This window comes from Streptomyces sp. NPDC051217 (assembly GCF_044455465.1).
GTDB lineage: Bacteria > Actinomycetota > Actinomycetes > Streptomycetales > Streptomycetaceae > Streptomyces.
Genome location: NZ_JBITEV010000016.1, coordinates 72004 through 89154, shown reverse-complemented (window position 1 = coordinate 89154; position 17151 = coordinate 72004). Strand labels below are relative to the sequence as shown.

The following is a 17151-nucleotide window of genomic DNA, read 5'->3' as shown; positions in this document are numbered from 1 at the left end:
GTTCGGACGGTGGTTCCGACGGTGGTGGCTCCGACGGTGGTGGGTCGAGTGGTGGTGTCATCTGCAATCCGGTGATGGCCCCTTGGGGCATCATGCAGAACTGCACGGAAACGGGCACCGGCGGGTCTGATAACGGTGGCGGCGACAACGGCGGGTCCGACAACGGCGGTGGCGACAGCGGCGGTGGGGACAACGGCGGGTCCGACAACGGCGGTGGGGACAACGGCGGTTCGGACAACGGTGGTGGCGACAGCGGTGGCGGGAACGACGGTGGCGGGGATAACGGTGGTGGCGACAGCGGCGGTGGGGACGACGGCGGTTCGGACGGTGGTTCCGACGGTGGTGGCTCCGACGGTGGTGGGTCGAGTGGTGGTGTCATCTGCAATCCGGTGATGGCCCCTTGGGGCATCATGCAGAGCTGCACCGAAACGGGCACCGGCGGGTCTGACAACGGCGGAAGCAGCGGCGGCGAGAACGAAAACAACGACGACAACAACGACGACGAAGACAAGGACGACGAGGACAAGGACGACGAGGACAAGGACGACGAAGACAAGGACGACGAAGACAAGGACGACGAAGACAAGGACGACGAGGACAAGAAGGACGACTGCCGGGACACCAACGTCGCCTACTTCGGACCGGTGACCACCGGTGCCGCCGGCGACGGGCGCTACACGCTCGCCTCGGCCGGTACTCGTACGCCTGTTGTCTACAGCGGCAGTGGCTCCATGCTCCTGGCAGCACCCGGAGACCCTTCTCCGGCGGACCTCGCGATGTCGATTTCCGGAAGCTCCATCGCCGGCGTCGACACGTACCAGGAGGCCGAGGACAGGCTCAGCGACGCTCTTGGGCTGACCGACGAACCGAAGCCGAAGCCGGCGGTCAAGCCGAAGCCCCCGCACCTCAAGGGCTGCCCCGTCAAGACGCCGATGAACGTCCTGGACGACATCCCGGACTACAAGGCCGGCAAGGACGGACGGAAGGAGTGGTCGGAGGCGGTCGAGAAGATCGCCAAGCAGAACCCGATGACCGAGGACTTCACCGCCGAGGACGCGCTCACCATCGCCGACTACAGCGGCTACAAGGCCGAGACCGTCAACAAGTGGCTGCGTGACCCGGCGAATTCGGACAGTGATCCCAACGAGCTCAGGGACAAAATGGACCGTGCTCTGGAGCACCTGCCGCCGGTCGAAGGGACGTTCTATCGCGGCACGTTCATGCCGGACGAGATGATCAAGAAGTTCGCGTCCGGTGAAACGGTCGAGTTCCCCGAGTACCTCAGCACGTCCAGCGACCCGGCAAAGGCCGACCGCGCCCTGAAGAAGACGGAAGCGAAGAACATCCCCGGCGGCGAGAATGTCCTGCTCGAAATCGAAACGGACAACGGCCGCAACATCGACCCCCTGTCCCGCTACCGGGGCCTGGAGTCGGAGGTCCTCGTCCCGCGCGGCGGCCAGTTCGAGAAGGTCGGCGAGACGACGAAGATGATCGGCGGCAAGGAGTACAAGGTCATCAAGGTGAAGCAGGTGGGCTGAGCGAGCCGACGTGTACGGCCCTGTGCGGTGACCGGACGGTCACCGCACAGGGCCGGCGTCATGCCGGGGCTCGGTGGATCGGCTCGGCGATCAGTACGCGTAGCTGGTGTTGCCGCCGAGGGAGGCGGCCACGTGCTGGACGGCCGGGTCGGTGCTGAGGGTGTGGACGGACTGCATGCTCGACACGCTCGACGTGGTGCTGCTGTTGCCGAGCTGGCCTTCGGTGTTGTGGCCCCAGGCGAAGATGTCCTCGCCGAAGACGGCGATGCCGTGCTGGGCGCCGGCCGCGACCTGCTGGGCGCCTTCGAGGCGCGGGATGTCGATGGGGGCGGTGCGGTTGGTGAACCGGCGGCTGTCCTTGGCGGCCGGGTCGGCCTCCAGGAGCTGGTTGTTCTGGTTGTTGCCCCAGCCCCAGACCCTGCCGTCGCTGTCCACGGCGTAGTTGTGGTTGGCGCCGGCCTCGATGTCCTCGACGTTCTCGATCCAGTCGACGTCGACCGGGACGACGCTGCTCTTGGTGGAGGAGTCGCCGAGCTGGCCGGAGACGTTCTTGCCCCACGACTTGACGGTCTTGTCGGCGGTCAGCGCGAGCGCGTGGTGACAGCCGGCGTCGATCTCGGAGACGTTCTCCAGGCCCTTGATCTGACGGGGGACGGAGCTGGTGGCGCGGTTGCCGCTGCCGAGCTGGCCGTAGACGCCGCGGCCCCAGGCGTACACGTCGCCGTTCTCCGTCAGCGCCATGCTGAAGTCGCAGCCCGCGGAGACCTGCTTGACCTTGGGCATGCCCTTGATCGCGTCCGGGACGGCGCGCATGTCGCCCGTGCGGTTGTTGCCGAGCTGGCCGTAGTTGTTGTCACCCCACGAGAACACGCGGCCGTTGCCGTCCAGCGCCAGGGCGTGCTCGCCGCCCGCGGCGACGTCCTTGATGTTCGTCAGGCGCGACACGGCGGTGGGGACGCTGCGGTTGGTGCGGCCACCGTTGCCGAGCTGGCCGGAACCGTTGTGGCCCCAGGCCTTGACGGTCTCGTCGGTGAGGGCGAGCGCGAAGGAGTCGGACGACGAGGTGCCGCCGGCCGAGATCCGGTCGACGTGGCCGCGGGCGAGGGAGGAGACGGGCACCGGGGTGGAGCTGTCCTTCGTGGCGCCGTTGCCGAGCTGGCCGGTACGGCCGGCGCCCCAGCTCAGAACGGACGGGTTCTCCTGGACGGGCGCGGCGGAGACCGCCGCCAGGGGGGTGAGTGCGAGACCGCCGGTGAGGGCGGCGGTCAGGAGCGCGCGACTAGGGCGCATGGGAAGTCCTCTCGTGATGGTGCGGACCCGTCCTCGCGGGACCGCACCTGATCATCGATAGGCTCGACGTCCACCCCTTGAGGCGCGACCGGCCGCACACTCGGATGGTCCCGAACAGCGACCCGAACGGCGTGCGGAGCCTGCGCCATGTGCGCCGTCTTGCGCCCCCTGCGCCGTGTGAGCCGCCGATGGCTGCCGGGCGTCGGGTATTGGGGGGCGCCGGGTCAGGAGGTGCGGTCAGGACGTCCGGTCAGGACGCGGGGTCCGGGGCCGGACCGGTGTGCTGAGGTGCCGTCCAGCTGTCGAGGAGGCGCAGCGCCTCGGCGGAGGGGGAGCCGGGCTCGACGTTGTAGACGCACAGGGTCTGGTCGGTGTCGCCGGGCGGCTGGAGGGCCTCGTAACTGAAGTGCAGATCGCCGACCAGGGGGTGGCGGTAGTGCTTGGCCCCGTGCGTACGGCGCAGGACACGGTGGTCGTTCCACCAGCCGGTGAACTCCGGGCAGCGCAGCGTCAGTTCGCCCACGAGGTCGGCGAGCTGACGGTCGTTCGGGAAGCGGCCCGCTTCGAGGCGGAGCATGGCCACCGTCTCGGCGGCCATCTGCTCCCAGTCGCCGACGCGGTCGCGCGCCTCCGGGTCCAGGAGGTAGTAGCGGGCGATGTTGCGGCGTGTCGCGGGCATCGCGTCGAAGTCGGTGACGACCGCGCGGGCCAGCCGGTTGGAGGCCAGGACGTCGGTACGGCGGCCGAGGACGAAGGCCGGTACGTGGTCGAGCGTCTGGAGCATCAGATGCAGGCCGGGGCGGACACGCTGCGGGGCCACCGGTGTGTGGCGGGCCGGGGTGGGGCGCGAGACGAGGTCGGTCAGGTGTTCGCGCTCGTCGGTGTCCAGGCGCAGCGCGCGGGCCAAGGCGTCGACGACCTCGGGGGAGGGGTTGGTGGCCCGGCCCTGTTCGAGGCGGGTGTAGTACTCGGTGCTGACCCCGGCCAGGCGGGCGGTCTCGTCGCGGCGCAGGCCGGGCACGCGGCGCGTACGGCCGTCGGTGGGGAGGCCGGCCTCGTCGGGGGTGATGCGGGCGCGGCGCGAGCGGAGGAAGCCGGCCAGCTCGGTGGCGCGGGCGGTGCGCGTACTGCGGTCCATGGCTCCAGTGTCGGTGCTCGGGCGGGTGCTGGGTGGGGCGTGGGGGGTCCTGGCAGTACCTGCCTGGTCAGGGCCTGTTATGGCGGCGGGGGCGGGGGATCGCGGTGGTGTTCTGGACAGGGGCCGGAACGGACGAGCCGGTCGGCCCTCCTCAGCTTTCGGGAAGTCTTTCGGAAAGGCACAGCCATGTCTTCGAGCACCTCCGCATCCGCTCTTTCTGCCTCCGCAGCCGCAGCCGCAGCCGCCTCTGACTCCGGGTCCGGGTCCGGGGCGGGCAAGCCCCTGGCCGGGCGCGTCGCCGTCATCACCGGCGGCTCCAGCGGCATCGGCGCCGCGACCGCCGAGCACCTGGCCGGGCTGGGCGCCTCGGTCGCCGCCCTCGCCCGGCGCACGGACCGGCTGGAGGACCTGGTCGCCCGGATCGGGAAGAATGGCGGCACCGCGATCGCCGTCGCCGCCGACGTGAGCGACCCCGACGCCGTACAGGCCGCCGCCGACCGTGTCGAGGCCGAACTGGGCGGCGCGGACCTGCTGTTCAACAACGCCGGGGTGATGCTGCCCGCGCCGGTCGAGGAACGGACCACGGAGCTGTGGCAGCGGCAGATCGACGTCAACGTCAGCGGACTGATGTACGTCATCGGCGCGTTTGTCCCGCAGTTGCTGCGGGCCGCCGAGGAGCGGGGCGTCGCCGACCTGATCAACACGTCGTCGATCGGCGCGCAGAACATCTACCCGAACTTCGCCGTCTACACCGGCACCAAGGCGTACGTCTCCCACATGTCCCGCAATCTGCGGGTGGAGCTGGGGCCGAAGAAGGTACGCGTCTCGACGCTGGAGCCGGGGCTGGTCAAGACGGAGCTCCAGACCCACGTCACCGACGACGGCGCGCTGGAGTGGCTGGACGAGGTCCGGGAGTCGCTTGAGTGGCTGACGCCCGAGGATGTGGCGGGGGCGGTCGGGTATCTGGCGGGGCTTCCGCCGCGCGTGAACTTCCAGCAGCTGACGCTGATGCCGACGGGGCAGCTGAGCTGACCCCCGTCCTCCCCGTCCCCCTTCGGTGGGAGGGGGACGACGGCTCAACGGCGCGGGTTCAGCCGGGTCGCCGTGAACGCCAGGTCCGCGAAGCGTTCGCCGATGCGGCGGTGGGAGGCGGCGTCCGGGTGGAGCTCGTCCGGGAGGGGCAGTTCGGCGTAGTCCGCCTCTCCGTACAGCTCCCGGCCGTCCAGGTAGTGCAGGTTCGGGTCGTCGGCAGTCCGCTGCCGTACGATCCGGGCCAGCTCGTCCCGGATGACGTTCAGCGTCAGCTTTCCGCCCGCGCGCTCCGCCGGGTCGCCCGCCGCCAGGAACCGCAGCCGCCCGTCGCTGATTCCGGAGAAGTCCGGGGCGGTCGGTCCTGGGGTGTCCTCGTGGATACGGCAGTAGGTCGGCGAGACGACCAGGAGGGGCGCCGTGGGGTGGCCCTCGCGGATCGTGTCGAGGAAGCCGTGGACGGCGGGGGCGAAGGCGCGCAGCCGCATCAGATCGGTGTTGACCAGGTTGATGCCGATCTTGACGCTGATCAGGTCGGCCGGGGTGTCCCGCATCGTGCGTGCGGTGAACGGGTCGAGCAGGGCGTTGCCGCCGAAGCCCAGGTTGACCAGGTCCACCCCGGCGAGGGAGGCGGCGAGTGCGGGCCAGGTCGTGGTGGGGCTCGCGGCGTCGGAGCCGTGACTGATCGAGCTGCCGTGGTGCAGCCACACCGGGTGGCCACGGTCCGGTACGGGCTCGACGGGGGCGTCCGTGCGCAGGGCGACGAGCTCGGTGGTCTCGTTGTGCGGCAGCCAGATCTCGACGTCCTTCTCGCCGTCGGGCAGGTCGCCGAAGCGCACGGTGCCGGGTGGGCCGGGCCTGTGCTCGGCGGTCCCGGCGGTCATGTCGATGGTCAGGGTGTTGCCGCCCGCCACGGACGCCCGGTCCGTGAGCCGGCCGTCTACCAGCAGGTCGTACACGCCGTCGGGGCGGGGCGGCGCGCCCACGTACTCCCGCTTGGTGGGCAGCACGTCGAGTTCGACGGCGGTGGCCCGGGTGCGGAGGACGAGCCGTACACCGGAGGGCTGGTCCTCCACCATGGCCAGGTTCGGGTCGGTGTTCTGCGCGCGGGCCCAGGCGGGCAGGCGGTGCGGCAGGACGCCGTGCGCGGTGTGCTCCAGATCGACGGCGCCGCGCAGGATGCCGGTGGTGATGGGGGTGGTGGTCCAGTCGTGCGGGGTGTTCCGCGCGGTGTTCGGCGTGGTGCTCATGATCGGTCTCACTCTGCCGGTCGAAGGGTCGGTTCAGGGGCGGGCGCGGGGCCGGGCGCGGGGGGCGCGGAGGTGGGCCAGGTGCGGAGCAGCGCGTCGAGGCGGTCCACGATCCATACCCAGGTCTCCCGTGTGTCGGGTGCGCTGTGGCTGAATCCGCCGGCCGTCTCCAGGCTGATGTAGCCGTGGAAGACGCTGCCCAGCAGCCGTACGGCGTGTGTCTGGTCCGGCTCCGTCAGGTCGTACCCGCGCAGGATCGCCCGTGTCATCCGGGCATGCCGGGGGCCGGCGCTCGCGGCGGCCGTCCCGGGGTCGAGCGTCAGCCGGGCCGCCGTGTAGCGGCCGGGGTGTTCGCGGGCGTAGTCGCGGTAGACGTTCGCGAAGGCCGCGAGGGCGTCCTTGCCCGCGCGCCCGGCGAGCGCCGTGGCGAGACGGTCGGCCATCTCCTCCAGCGAGAGCAGGGCGATCCTCGTCTTGAGGTCCTGGGAGCTCTTCACGTGCGAGTACAGACTCGCGACCTTCACGTCGAACTGCCGGGCGAGCGCCGAGACGGTCACCTGCTCGAAGCCGACCTCGTCGGCCAGCTCGGCTCCCGCCCGGACCAGGCGTTCCGTGGTCAGTCCTGCTCGTGGTGACATGGGCGCCCTTCCTGCTTGCCTGAATCGATTATGCATATACCTAAACCCTTTAGGCAAATGCCATGATCGATCCAGGCGTTGTCAGACCCGTCTGCCACCGTGGGGACATGGACGAGACGCAGCCGCAGGCCCAGGCGCAGACGGAGACGCTGGCGCAGACGGAGACGCCGGAATCGACGGCAGCGGTCAGCCGTTCTTCGTGTACGTCACCGACTCGCCGTTCGTGGTGGTCACGCGGCGCAGACGGCCGTCCGGGAGGATCGTCAGCTCTGTCGCCGCGCCGGGGGTGCAGGAGGACATCGGGCGGCCCGTCGTGATCGTGGACGGTCCGATCTTCAGCGGGCCGGAGCCCGGTGCCGCGCTGAGCGCCGCCTCGAACACGCACTGGTAGGTGCCGCCGGTGTCGCTCGGGCCTTCCGCCGTCAGTACGAGCACGGTGTCGCCCACCTTGCCCTGCCGGATGGAGAGTTCGCGGGTGTTGCGCCCGCCCGCGCCGTCGATGGTGCCTGACCAGGCGCCGAGGTATTTCTTGGGTACGTCGCCGGGCCCGGCGTCGTCGGAGGCCGACGGGGAGGGCGACTGCGTGGCGGGGGGCGCGTTGTCGCCCGAGGACGCCTTGTCCTCGGGCGAGCTGTCCGCCTGATTGTTCGACGGCTCGTTGTTCTCGCTGCCGCTGTCCATGAACGCGTACACCGAACCGCCCGCGCCCAGCGCGACGATCACCGCGACGGCGATCAGCGCGACCGTGCCGCGTCCGCCGCGGCGCGGGGGTTCGGGCTGCGGGACGCGCGTCGGGCCGTACGGGGGAGTGGGACCGTAGGGCGAGGGATGGCCGTAGTTGGCGGGCGGCGGGCCGTACGGGGGTGTCGCGCCCCACGGGGGGAGCGGGGGCTGGCCGGGCTGGGGGTAGCCGTACTGCTGGGGGAGTGGGGGGAGTGGTGCCTGCTGTGGGGATTGTTGGGGCTGCTGATTCTGCGGGTAGCCGTAAGGCCCCGGCTGCTGTGGGTGCTGGGGCGGCGGCGGTTGGTGCGGCTGGGGTGTCGGCTGCGGGGGTGCCGTCTCCGGGGACGGCGTGCCGATCATCGTCGCCATGCCGTGCACGGCGTTCCCGCCGCCCTCGCCGGGGCCACCGGGCGGAGGCGGTTCGGAAGACGGCTCCGCGGGGCCCGCAGGTGGACTCGCGGGCGGGCCCGCGGGCTTCGAGAACACCAGCTCCGTACGCGCCCCCGGCTCCTCGTGGTCCAGCAACTGCACCGCGTCGGTGCCCAGTTGGGCGAGCAGCGGGCCGGGCAGCCATGGCTCGTCGTCGTCCGGTTCGCCCACCCGGGCCAGGATCTGCGCCGGGGTCGGGCGCTCCGCCGGGTCCTTCTTGAGGCAGTCGCTCACCAACTCCCGCAGCCCCTCGGGGAGTTCGGACAGGTCCGGATCCTCCTGGGCGATGCGGAACATCAGCACGTGCACGGCGGTGTCCGCCGTGCCGAACGGGAGCCGCCCCGTCGCCGCGTACGTGAGCACCGAGCCCAGGCAGAACACGTCGCACGCGGGCGTGACCGCCGTGCCGCGCACCTGCTCCGGCGCCATGAAGCCGGGCGACCCGACCAGGCTCCCGGTCCGGGTGAGCCCGGCGTCGGTGACCGACTCCAGCGCGCGGGCGATGCCGAAGTCGATGACCTTCGGGCCCTCGATGGTGACGAGGACGTTGGACGGCTTGAGGTCGCGGTGGATCAGACCGGCGGAGTGGATGTCCTGGAGGGCGTGGGCCAGACCCGAGCCGAGTATCCGAACCGACCGCGCGGGCAGCGGCCCGTGCGGGCCCGAGACGATGTCCTGGAGCGCGGGCCCGGCCACATAACCCGTGGCCACCCACGGCACCGGGGCCTCGGTGTTCGCGTCGAGGACCGGCGCGGTCCACCGGCCGCCGACCCGCCGGGCGGCGGCGACCTCCAGCCGGAACCGGTTGCGGAACTCGTCCTGTGCGGCGAGTTCCCTGCGTACGAGCTTCACCGCGACCGTACGGCCCCGGTCCGAGCGCGCCAGATAGACCTGCCCCATGCCCCCGGCACCGAGGCGGGCCAGCAACCGGTACGCCCCGATGCGCTGTGGATCTCCTGCAGCCAGCTTCTCCATGGCCGTACGGCCCTCCCCCAAGATGCACAAGCCCAACGCGCAGAGGATAGTGCGGCGTTCGCCGGGCCGCGCGGTCGCGGGCATACAGGCGGTCAACCGCCGATCAGGGCGAGAACTCGCCCCACGGCGCACGAACCAGAACGAACCCGTACGGAAGGAGACTGACGCGACCGCCGATCCGGTTCCCGGCGCCCGGTTTCCTGCCCCTGCCCCTGCCCATGCCCCAGCCCCGGCCTCGTCGGAGGCGGATCGCTCAGTCCGAGCGGGAGCCGAGCGCGTCCATCGACCGTGACAGCCGCTCCAGCACCCGTACGGTCTCCGCGAAGTCCTCCGCTCCCAGCTCCTCGGCGAGGCGCTGCGCGAGAGCCGCGTGGCCGGGGGTGATCTCGCGGATCGCCGCGCGTCCCTCCTCGGTCGGCGTGAGCAGTTTCGCGCGCCGGTGGGCCGGGTTCGGCTCGTACGCCGCGAGTCCGCGCCCGACCAGCAGATCCGCGATCCGCTGCACGCTCTGCCGGGTGATGCCCATCTCGCGGGCGATCCCGGAGACGGGCAGCGGCTGCGGCAGTACGGCTCCGAGGACCTGCCACCAGGCCGCCGTCAGGCCCGCCGGGGCGGCCAACTCCTCCGCGACGGAGAGGAATTGGCCGTTCAGCCGGAAGACGCCGAGCGCGGTCCTGCTGAGCAGCTCCGGGGAGTCGGTCCGGGCGCCGGTCTCCGCCGCCGGCTCCGGCGCCGTCATGAGTTGAGGATCTCGAACGCGCTCGCGTCCGAGTTCTTGAACAGCCGGTACCAGGCGTCCCGCTTCTCGCCCTCGTACACGCCGAGCAGCGCGAAGATCTCGCGGGCGAACGCGACGGGCTCGGTCGGGCCGGCCGTGATCAGGTTTCCGTCCGTGACCGCGTCCGCCTCGCGGTAGTGCTTGCCGCCCTGATACCCGGTGGCGTCCAGGTAGTGGCTGACGGCGCTGGTGTGCGCGCGGTCGTCCAGCAGCCCCTCGCGGGCGAGCCCGGCCGTGGCGCCGCAGATCGCGGCGACGGGGTAGCCCAGGCCCAGGAACCGTCCGGCGGCGCGGGCGAACGGCGCCAGGTCGTCCCCGGTGTCCCAGAGGGAGGCGCCCGGGAGGATGAACACCGCCGTGTGGCCGGGCTCGCCGAGCTGGTCCAGGGCGACATCGGGCTCGACGCGCAGGCCGCCCATGGTGGTGACGGCGTCGGTGGTGGGGCCGACGGTGCGCACGGTGAAGCCGTTCTGGGTGAGGTGCGCGGCGGCGTACCCGGTCTCCCAGTCGGCGAGGGTGTCGTACACGGCGAGGTAAACGGTCGTGCCGGTCATGGTGGCCTCCTCGGCTGTATGGCAGTAGGCTGTCATATCGACAGTGTGCTGTCAATGTCCTGTGGGGCGGGGCCGGGGACCAGGGGGCGGCCTGCGCGGGGCGACAGTCTGCCGAGTCACACCTCCAACACCAGACACGGTGTTCGCTCCCGCCCCCGCCCGCCGCTCTCTACGCTGTTCGCATGACCCCTCACCTCGACGTCAACCCTGTTGGCAATGTCGACCCGAAGGCCGGGGCCGCCGTCAAGGCCGCCGACCGCGCGCACGTGTTCCACTCCTGGTCCGCGCAGGAAGTGATCGACCCTCTCGCCGTCGCCGGTGCCGACGGCTCGTACTTCTGGGACTACGACGGCAACCGCTACCTCGACTTCACCAGCGGTCTCGTCTTTACCAACATTGGCTACCAGCACCCCGTCGTCGTCGCCGCCATCCAGGAGCAGGCGGCCAAACTCACCACCTTCGCGCCCGCTTTCGCCATCGACGTACGCTCCGAGGCCGCACGCCTCATCGCCGAGCGCACCCCCGGTGACCTTGACAAGATCTTCTTCACGAACGGCGGCGCCGAAGCCGTCGAGAACGCCGTACGGATGGCCCGGCTGCACACCGGCCGCCCCAAGGTGCTCTCGGCGTACCGCTCGTACCACGGCGGCACCACCACCGCGATCAACCTGACCGGCGACCCGCGCCGCTGGGCGTCCGACAGCGGCAACGCCGGGGTCGTCCACTTCTGGGCGCCGTTCCTCTACCGCTCCCCCTTCTACGCCACCACCGAGGCCGAGGAGTGCGCCCGCGCGCTCGAACACCTGGAGGCGACCATCGCCTTCGAGGGGCCGGGAACCGTCGCCGCGATCATCCTGGAGACCATCCCCGGCACGGCCGGCATCATGACGCCGCCGCCCGGATATCTCGCGGGCGTACGGGAGTTGTGCGACCGGCACGGCATCGTCTTCATCCTGGACGAGGTGATGGCGGGCTTCGGCCGTACCGGCGAATGGTTCGCCGCCGACCATTTCGATGTCGTGCCCGATCTGCTGACGTTCGCCAAGGGCGTCAACTCCGGCTACGTACCGCTGGGCGGCGTCGCGATCTCCGCCGCCATCGCGGACACCTTCGCGACCCGCCCCTACCCGGGCGGCCTCACCTACTCCGGCCACCCGCTCGCCTGCGCCGCCGCCGTCGCGACGCTGCGGGTGATGGCCGACGAGAAGATCGTCGAGCACGCGGCGCACATCGGGGAGAACGTCCTCGGCCCTGGCCTGCGCGAACTGGCCGACCGGCACCCGTCGGTGGGCGAGGTGCGCGGACACGGTGTGTTCTGGGCGCTCGACCTCGTACGGGACAAGGAGACGCGCGAGCCGCTGGTGCCGTACAACGCGACGGGCGAGGCGAACGCGCCGATGGCCGCCTTCGCCGCCGCGTGCAAGAAGGGCGGGCTCTGGCCCTTCGTGAACATGAACCGCACGCACGCGGCGCCGCCGTGCACCATCACCGAGGGGGAGGCGAAGGAAGGGCTGGCGGTCCTGGACGCGGCGCTGGCCGTGGCCGACGAGCACACGCGGTAGGTCGAGGGCGGCGGGACGGCGACGTCTTCCGCATGCCCGATCTCCGGCCGGTCGATCCCGGCCGGCCGGAGTGGCGGCGCGACCTCGCCCGAGATCGGTCGCGAGGGCCCCTCACGATCCCTGGCTTAAGGTGTGCGAAGCCGGATGAGGGGACGACCACCAATGCCCGCCAGCGGAGCTGTGACCCGCAACACCCTGCGGCAACAGATCGCGGACGCACTGCGTGACGAGGTGTTGGCAGGGCGTTTGCTCCCGGGCGAGGAGTTCACCGTCAAGCACATCGCCGAGCAGTACGGCGTGTCGGCGACCCCCGTCAGGGAGGCGCTGGTCGACCTGAGCGCGCAGGGGCTGCTCGACTCCGACCAGCACCGGGGCTTCCACGTCCACCAGTTCACCGTCGCCGACTTCCGCGCCATGGTCGAGGCGCGGTCGCTGGTCTCCGACGGCATCTTCAGGCGTATCGCGGCGAGCGGTCTCGGGCGGGTGCGCTCCGAGGCGCTGGTGTCGGTACGGCGCCGGGCCGAGGAGGCCGCGCGGGCGGCCAAGGGCGGCGATCTGGACATCCTGATCGGGTACGACCTGCGCTTCTGGCGAGAGCTGACGACACTCGTCGCGAATCAGTACATCTGCGACTTCCTGCACCGCATGCGGGTCCAGGCGTGGGTGTTCTCCGTGCCGTTCCTGCGTGAGGACGACGCCTGCCGCGACTGGCTGTGGAGCGGGCACGAGCAGCTGGTCGACGCGATCACCCTCGGCGACGCGGACGCCGCGCGCGCCGTCGTCGACAACTGCCACGCGCACTCGCTGGCGTGGGCGGACCGGCTCGATCCGGAGCTGGGACGTCCGCGGAGGTGAGCGGGTACGCGATGAGCGGGAGCGGGGGGCCGGGGCCGGGGTCGGGAGCCGCGCCCGGTGCGCCGGGCATACCGGGCGGGGTCGGCGCGGCGGCGGACCTGACCGTCGTCGTCCCCGCTTACAACGAGGAGAACCGGCTGCGCCCCACCCTCGACGCGATCTGCGCGTATCTGCGCGCGGACCCGGAGCGCTGGGGCGACTGGGAGCTGATCGTCGTCGACGACGGGTCGACGGACCGTACCGCCGCGGTGGCGGCCGAGGCGGCGTCGGACGAGCCCCGGGTCCATCTGCTGACGAGCGACGAGAACCGCGGCAAGGGGCACGCGCTGCGGCTGGGCGTCCTGGCGTCGTACGGGCGGCGTGTGCTGGTCACGGACGCGGATCTGGCGACGCCGATAGAGGAACTGGACAGGCTGGACGCACTGCTCGCGGAGGGCGAGGGTGGGGGCGGGTCCGGCGCGGATGACCTGGTGTACGAGGACGGCGAAGACGACGACGGCGAGGACGGCGACGACAACCGGGCGTACACCCCCGCCGCCGCCGTGATCGGCTCCCGCGCCCTCCCCGACTCCCGCATCGACGTGCACCAGCGCCCGCTTCGCGAATGGCTCGGCAGGCTCGGCAACCGCCTGATCCGGCTCGTCGCCGTACGCGGCATACGGGACACCCAGTGCGGCTTCAAGCTCTTCGACGGCGACAAGGCGCGCGCCGCCTTCGCCGCGTCCCGCCTCGACGGCTGGGGCATAGACGTCGAGATCCTGCGCCACTTCCGCCGCGCCGGCTGGCCCGTCGCCGAGGTGCCGGTGCGCTGGTCGCACCAGTCGGGGTCGAAGGTCCGGCCCGCGGACTACGGCCGCGTACTGCTGGAACTCGTACGGCTGCGCACCCGCGTACGCCCGGTGGATCTCGCCGTCGCCGGCTTCTTCCTCCTCGCGTCCGTCCTCCTCTACAAGGGGCTGTGGGCGGACCTGGACCGCGCGTATCTCGCGGACTCGATGCAGGACCAGAACCAGTGGGAGTGGTTCTTCGCCGTCACCGCCGACAACGTCGCGCATCTGCGCAATCCGCTCTTCACCACGTACCAGGGCTTTCCCGACGGCGTGAATCTGATGGCGAACACGGTCATGCTCGGCCTTTCCGTCCCCCTGACCCCCGTCACGCTCCTCTGCGGCCCGACGGTGACATGGGCGCTGGTCCTCACGCTCGGTCTGACGGCGACAGCCGTCGCCTGGTACTGGCTGTTCGTACGCCGTATCACCCGCGTACGCCCGGCGGCGGCCCTCGGCGCGGGGCTCGCCGCGTTCGCGCCGCCGATGATGTCGCACGGCACCGCGCACCCCAACTTCCTAGTGCTCTTCATGATCCCGGTGATCATCGACCGGGCGCTGCGGCTGTGCGAGGCCCGCGACGGGGGCCGGCGCGTCGTACGGGACGGGGTGCTGCTCGGGCTCTTCGTGACGTACCAGATCTTCCTCGGCGAAGAACCGTTGCTGCTGGCGGCGATGGGGATGCTGATCTTCGCCCTGTCGTACGCGCTCGCGCGCCCCGACGTCGCGCGCGCCGCGCTGCCGTCGCTGCTGCGCGGGCTCGGCGTGGCGCTGGCGGTCTGCCTGCCGCTGGTGGCGCTCCCGCTGTACTGGCAGTTCTTCGGCCCGGGGAGCTACCACTCCGTCCTGCACGGCGACAACGCCGGCAACAGCCCGCTCGCCTTCCTGGAGTTCTCGGGCCGCGCGCTGCTCGGCGACGAGACGCGCGCCGACGCGCTCGCCATGAACCGCACCGAGCAGAACGCCTTCTACGGCTGGCCGTTGACCGCGCTCGCCTTCGGGATCGTGGTGTGGCTGTGGCGTTCGGCGCTGGTGAAGGCACTGACGGGCACGGTGCTCGTGGCCGCCCTGCTGTCGATGGGGCAGAGGATACGGATCCCGTTCACGGACGTGGTGCTGCCGGGGCCGTGGCGCGCGCTGGCGCACCAGCCGCTCTTCGAGTCCGTGATCGAGTCGCGGGTGGCGATGATCTGCGCCCCGGCGCTCGGGATGCTGATCGTGCTCGCCGCGGAACGGATCGCGGTCCTCGAACCGCGTACGCACCGGGCGGTGGGGCTGGTCGCGATCGCCGTCGCGCTGCTGCCGATCCTGCCGACGCCGCAGCCGGTACGGGAGCGGGCGGAGGTGCCGCGGTTCATCACGGACGGCATGTACCGGGACTACGTCGCCGAGGGCGAGAGCGTCGTCCCCGTACCCCTGCCGAGCCCCGCCGAGGCGGAGGCACTGCACTGGCAGTCGGCGACGGGCTTCGGCTTCTCCGTACCCGACGGGTACTTCAACGGGCCCTGGGGACCGGAGCGGATGGGCATCTACGGCGCGGCGCCGCGCTACACCTCCAACCTGTTCCGCGACATCCGCTACGGCGCGCGGATCCCGGACATCGGCCCGAGCTGGCGCGCGCAGGCCAAGCTCGACCTGGCGTTCTGGAAGGCGGGCGTGGTGGTGCTCGCTCCGCAGGACAACGACGCGGCGCTGTACGAGGTCGTGACGGAACTGCTGGGGCGGCCGGGGGAGCGATTGGGGGGCGCGTGGGTATGGGATATGCCAAAGGCGCGTTGAGGGCGACGGGTGCCGGTGGTGCCGGTCGTCTTCGCTGATCGCGTTCGCCGCATTACGCTGGCCCGACGGCTGGTTCGTACGTACTCGTACGAACGTGATGGAACAGACGAAACCTGAAGAATCCGAAGGAATCCGTTCGAACTCGTTGGAGAGCGAGCCTCCCTTGGCCTGTGACCTGTGGTTGGTCCCCCTCGTCGATGTGCTGTGCTACAGCCCCGACAATCCCTTCGCCGAAGAGATCGCGGCCTATGACAAGGCACTCGGCGACGCCGGGCTGCCATCCGTTCCCGTCTTCGCCTACATGCCGGGTCTCTCCGGAGATGTCGCACCGGTCGCCGGATTCGACTACGACGCGCTGCATTTCCTGCGCCGCGTGTATCTGCTCCAGATGTGCGGCCTGGCGGTGACGCCCGTGGGTGAACTGGGCGGTGACTACGAGCAGTTGCTGGAGATGTTCGAGGCGACGGCCCAGCAGTCGCATCTGGTCTGGCACTACGACCACGCGGGCGCGTACGTCCCCGTGGACTACGCGTCTCCGCTCTCCAACGAGGAACTGCTCGCGGGCGGCGGCCCGCTGGGCTCGACGCAGGGGCTGCTCCGCGAGCTGGAGCTGGTGGCCCCGTCGATCGGCATCGACCCGGCCAACCCCCCGACCGCACCGGCCCCGCCGCAGGGCCCCACATCCCTGGAGGAACCGGCGGGCCCGATCCCGTACGACGACAGCCCGTTCGCCCGCGAACGCCACGTCTGGCTGGGCCTGCACGCGGCGGCGACGCGGAGCCTGGGACAAGGCTCGATGATCATTTTCAGCTGACGAGCACGTCAGCTGCATGGCGTGTTCTCAATCGCCGGACGGGCTCAAATAAGCCCGTCCGGCGATTGAGGACACACCGCCCACCGGGCGGACCCCGTACACGACCCCCCGTAACGCGCTACCGCACATCCGGCGGTCGCTGCCGCGGCATGTTCGGCCGCGTGCCCGGCGGCAGCGGGAAGCGGCTCGGGGGCGTCCCGCCGCCCTCCGCCCGCGCCGTACCCCCCATCGTCGGCGACTGCGTCACCAGCGGCGCGGGCCCGGACCGGTACTCCACCATCCAGTCCGCCGTCTCCGCCCGTACCAGCTCCGTGACGTCCTCCGAGAACCTCCGCAGCACCCCCAGGCACCGCTCCGCCGCCTCGCTCGCGGTGCCCTCCGTCGGGCCGAGCACCTCCCGTACGCACTCCGACGCCCAGTCGTACTGGAGCGCCTGCAACCGCCGCTGCACCGCCTGAGCCGTCGCGACGTTCCGCATCCAGCCGGACGTCACGCCGAAATACCGGTCGCAGCCCAGACAGGCGGCGGCAAGCAGCAGCGACAGATACCCCCACCCGGTCGCCGTTCCGCCCAGCACCTCCGTCAGGTCCAGCAGCGGCAGCGCCGCGCCCACGACCACGCCGAGCGCCGTCACGGCCCGCAGGGCGCGGGCGCAGCGGCGCTTGGCGACGCGCTCCGCGCGGTAGCGGGCGACCGTGCGGAGCGCGCTCGCCTCGGCCCACCGGTACAGCTCGTCGAGCCGCCGCGCGGGCTCGCTCCAGTCCCCGGTGGGGAAGGCATCGGCGGGCGGGCCCCCGACAGCGCCGCCCGGCAGCGGCCCCGGCACGGGCCCCGGCGCACCCTGCGGCACGCCCTCGTCCCGGGCCGGCCCCCCGGGCTGCATGTCGGGCTGGCTCACCGGGGCACTCCTCTGCGTAGCTGCTGGGCTGAGTGGAAGATGGAGATGTGGGGCGTGGGACGTGGGACGTGGGA

Annotated in this window: 14 protein-coding genes; 6 read left to right on the top strand and 8 right to left on the bottom strand. The window is 71.3% G+C overall.

The window, feature by feature from the left end; translation table 11 throughout:
- Positions 1–1538: ADP-ribosyltransferase (locus tag ACIBBB_RS29640; protein ID WP_398987337.1), on the top strand; the 1538-nt coding region annotated here is incomplete at its 5' end.
- Between the two features lie 90 nt (positions 1539–1628).
- On the opposite strand, the gene ACIBBB_RS29635 is transcribed toward ACIBBB_RS29640, so the two are convergent.
- Positions 1629–2828, bottom strand: coding sequence for an RCC1 domain-containing protein (locus tag ACIBBB_RS29635; RefSeq protein ID WP_398987335.1), 1200 nt, complete (start codon positions 2826–2828; stop codon positions 1629–1631).
- Between the two features lie 250 nt (positions 2829–3078).
- Complete coding sequence (locus ACIBBB_RS29630) at positions 3079–3966, bottom strand: helix-turn-helix transcriptional regulator (protein ID WP_398987333.1); 888 nt, start codon at positions 3964–3966, stop codon at positions 3079–3081.
- A gap of 186 nt (positions 3967–4152) precedes the next feature.
- On the opposite strand from ACIBBB_RS29630, the gene ACIBBB_RS29625 reads away from it, so the two are divergent.
- Positions 4153–4998, top strand: a complete 846-nt coding sequence (locus ACIBBB_RS29625; protein ID WP_398987331.1) for an SDR family oxidoreductase — start codon at positions 4153–4155, stop codon at positions 4996–4998.
- 44 nt (positions 4999–5042) lie between these two features.
- Here ACIBBB_RS29625 and ACIBBB_RS29620 read toward each other — a convergent pair whose 3' ends face one another.
- The 5 genes from ACIBBB_RS29620 to ACIBBB_RS29600 form a co-directional block, all read right to left on the bottom strand.
- Positions 5043–6245 (bottom strand): GDSL-type esterase/lipase family protein, encoded by a 1203-nt coding sequence (locus ACIBBB_RS29620; RefSeq protein WP_398987329.1) that lies wholly within the window; start codon positions 6243–6245, stop codon positions 5043–5045.
- A gap of 8 nt (positions 6246–6253) precedes the next feature.
- Entirely contained in the window at positions 6254–6883 is a 630-nt protein-coding gene (locus tag ACIBBB_RS29615; RefSeq protein WP_398987327.1) for a TetR/AcrR family transcriptional regulator, read from the bottom strand.
- A gap of 186 nt (positions 6884–7069) precedes the next feature.
- Entirely contained in the window at positions 7070–9010 is a 1941-nt protein-coding gene (locus ACIBBB_RS29610; protein ID WP_398987325.1) for a serine/threonine-protein kinase, read from the bottom strand.
- Positions 9011–9263: 253 nt separating this feature from the next.
- Complete coding sequence (locus ACIBBB_RS29605; protein WP_398987323.1) at positions 9264–9749, bottom strand: MarR family winged helix-turn-helix transcriptional regulator; 486 nt, start codon at positions 9747–9749, stop codon at positions 9264–9266.
- Entirely contained in the window at positions 9746–10342 is a 597-nt protein-coding gene (locus tag ACIBBB_RS29600) for a DJ-1/PfpI family protein (RefSeq protein ID WP_398987321.1), read from the bottom strand. The genes ACIBBB_RS29605 and ACIBBB_RS29600 overlap by 4 nt, the downstream gene beginning before the upstream one ends.
- A gap of 182 nt (positions 10343–10524) precedes the next feature.
- Between ACIBBB_RS29600 and ACIBBB_RS29595 the strand changes: the two genes are divergently transcribed.
- The 4 genes from ACIBBB_RS29595 (at position 10525) to ACIBBB_RS29580 (ending at position 16179) form a co-directional block, all read left to right on the top strand.
- The gene (locus ACIBBB_RS29595) at positions 10525–11904 is read left to right on the top strand and encodes an aspartate aminotransferase family protein (protein WP_398987319.1); all 1380 of its coding nucleotides are present in this window, start codon (positions 10525–10527) and stop codon (positions 11902–11904) included.
- Between the two features lie 162 nt (positions 11905–12066).
- Positions 12067–12759, top strand: coding sequence for a GntR family transcriptional regulator (locus ACIBBB_RS29590; RefSeq protein WP_398987317.1), 693 nt, complete (start codon positions 12067–12069; stop codon positions 12757–12759).
- Between the two features lie 11 nt (positions 12760–12770).
- Entirely contained in the window at positions 12771–15365 is a 2595-nt protein-coding gene (locus ACIBBB_RS29585; RefSeq protein ID WP_398987315.1) for a dolichyl-phosphate beta-glucosyltransferase, read from the top strand.
- 163 nt (positions 15366–15528) lie between these two features.
- Complete coding sequence (locus ACIBBB_RS29580) at positions 15529–16179, top strand: hypothetical protein (protein ID WP_398987468.1); 651 nt, start codon at positions 15529–15531, stop codon at positions 16177–16179.
- 118 nt (positions 16180–16297) lie between these two features.
- Here the strand turns inward: ACIBBB_RS29580 and ACIBBB_RS29575 are convergent, their stop codons facing one another.
- The gene (locus tag ACIBBB_RS29575) at positions 16298–17077 is read right to left on the bottom strand and encodes an SLATT domain-containing protein (protein WP_398987313.1); all 780 of its coding nucleotides are present in this window, start codon (positions 17075–17077) and stop codon (positions 16298–16300) included.
- Positions 17078–17151: the final 74 nt, after the last annotated feature.

Bases quoted from the DNA above. Each gene is read 5' to 3' on its own strand.
- ACIBBB_RS29635 (WP_398987335.1), bottom strand. From the start codon at position 2,828: ATGCGCCCTAGTCGCGCGCTCCTGACCGCCGCCCTCACCGGCGGTCTC.
- ACIBBB_RS29630 (WP_398987333.1), bottom strand. From the start codon at position 3,966: ATGGACCGCAGTACGCGCACCGCCCGCGCCACCGAGCTGGCCGGCTTC.
- ACIBBB_RS29625 (WP_398987331.1), top strand. From the start codon at position 4,153: ATGTCTTCGAGCACCTCCGCATCCGCTCTTTCTGCCTCCGCAGCCGCA.
- ACIBBB_RS29620 (WP_398987329.1), bottom strand. From the start codon at position 6,245: ATGAGCACCACGCCGAACACCGCGCGGAACACCCCGCACGACTGGACC.
- ACIBBB_RS29615 (WP_398987327.1), bottom strand. From the start codon at position 6,883: ATGTCACCACGAGCAGGACTGACCACGGAACGCCTGGTCCGGGCGGGA.
- ACIBBB_RS29610 (WP_398987325.1), bottom strand. From the start codon at position 9,010: ATGGAGAAGCTGGCTGCAGGAGATCCACAGCGCATCGGGGCGTACCGG.
- ACIBBB_RS29605 (WP_398987323.1), bottom strand. From the start codon at position 9,749: ATGACGGCGCCGGAGCCGGCGGCGGAGACCGGCGCCCGGACCGACTCC.
- ACIBBB_RS29600 (WP_398987321.1), bottom strand. From the start codon at position 10,342: ATGACCGGCACGACCGTTTACCTCGCCGTGTACGACACCCTCGCCGAC.
- ACIBBB_RS29595 (WP_398987319.1), top strand. From the start codon at position 10,525: ATGACCCCTCACCTCGACGTCAACCCTGTTGGCAATGTCGACCCGAAG.
- ACIBBB_RS29590 (WP_398987317.1), top strand. From the start codon at position 12,067: ATGCCCGCCAGCGGAGCTGTGACCCGCAACACCCTGCGGCAACAGATC.
- ACIBBB_RS29585 (WP_398987315.1), top strand. From the start codon at position 12,771: ATGAGCGGGAGCGGGGGGCCGGGGCCGGGGTCGGGAGCCGCGCCCGGT.